Below are 1,355 nucleotides of genomic sequence, written 5' to 3'. Positions count from 1 at the left end.
TGAAGGCAACGATCGGATAGTTAGGTTCCGGTTCGTGGTCGAGGTCGCTTTGTTCCCTACTGCAAGGAGTTCGAAACATGACCGACAATTCGTTTGATCGTCTGGCTAATGCCACTGTTTACGACAATTCCGGAGACAAGATCGGCAAGCTCGGGACGTTGTATGTCGACAACGACAGCGGCCAGCCTTCGTTCGCCACCGTTTCCACGGGCCTGTTCGGGATGTCGGAGAGCTTCGTACCGCTTCAGGGCGCGCAACTGGGCGACGACGACGTACGGGTGGCGTACACCAAAGACCAGGTCAAGGACGCTCCCCGTATCGATGCCGGTGGAGATCTTTCTCCCGCTGAAGAGGACCGGCTCTACAGCCACTACGGACTCACCGGCGGAGGGGCGGCCACCGGCCGTACCGACCGCGCCACGGTGTCTGATGATGACGTCGATGCCCGCGTGAAGGCTGGCGCCACCGGGCAGTCGCGTGAGGGTGGCCATGAGGCCACCGACACCGTGACCGCGCACGAGGAGCGCCTCAACGTCGGCACGCGCACCGAAGAGACCGGCCGGGTGCGGCTGCGCAAGTACACGACCACGGAGACCGAGAACGTCGAGGTTCCCGTCTCCAAGGAAAAGCTCGTCGTCGAGCGCGAGGACGCCGGCGGCACGGTCCGCAAGGGTGGCCTCGACGAGGTCAGTGACGGTGAGCACGTCGAGGAGATCACTCTTCGTGAAGAGCGTCCGGTGGTGGAGAAGGAGACGGTCGAGCGCGAGCGCCTTCGTGTGGGCAAGGAGAAGGTCACCGACACCGAGACCGTGTCGGAGGAGGTCCGCACCGAGCACATCGACATCGACGGAGACACCGACCAGACCACGCGGCGCTAGCCCGACTCAGGCCCTGTGACAGGCGCCGCCCGGCACCCAGCCGGCGGCGCCTGTCAGGCCAATAACGGCGTGCACGTCACCACCAAGCTCGCCGGGTAGGCGAGCCGACTCGCAAGAAGGGCACCGACGATGACATCGAACTCACAGGGCACCGACTCAACCCCAGATGCCGCTCGCGAGCAGGCCTCCCAGATCACCGATCAGGCCAAGGGCGCCGCCGGGCAAGTGGCGGGCACCGCCCGCCAGGAAGCGTCCCAGGTCACCAACGAAGCGCGTGATCATGCCAAGTCCCTGGCCTCCTCGGCACGCGATGAGGCCCTGTCCCAGGCGGCCACCCAGCAGCAGCGCTTGGCCGAGCAGGCCCGTGTGGCCACCGATGATCTCCAGCGCCTGGCCCGCGGCGAACAGCCGGAATCGGACCTGGTGGGTCAGGTCATCTCCACCGTGGCCGATCGCGCCCACCAGCTCACCTCCGCG

The 1,355-nt window shown here is 65.9% G+C and carries 1 protein-coding gene and 1 pseudogene; both read left to right on the top strand.

Annotation, left to right across the window (positions count from 1 at the left end):
• Nucleotides 1-77: 77 nt before the first annotated feature.
• Nucleotides 78-878, top strand: coding sequence for a PRC and DUF2382 domain-containing protein (locus DPA01S_RS15990; RefSeq protein WP_061917915.1), 801 nt, complete (start codon nucleotides 78-80; stop codon nucleotides 876-878).
• Nucleotides 879-1,007: 129 nt separating this feature from the next.
• Nucleotides 1,008-1,355, top strand: a pseudogene (locus DPA01S_RS15985) (hypothetical protein); the annotation flags it as partial.

This window comes from Dietzia papillomatosis NBRC 105045 (assembly GCF_001570845.1).
In the GTDB taxonomy this organism is placed as follows: Bacteria; Actinomycetota; Actinomycetes; order Mycobacteriales; family Mycobacteriaceae; genus Dietzia; species Dietzia cinnamea.
The sequence above is the reverse complement of the archived record's forward strand: the minus strand, read 5'-3'. Positions and strand labels throughout refer to the sequence as shown.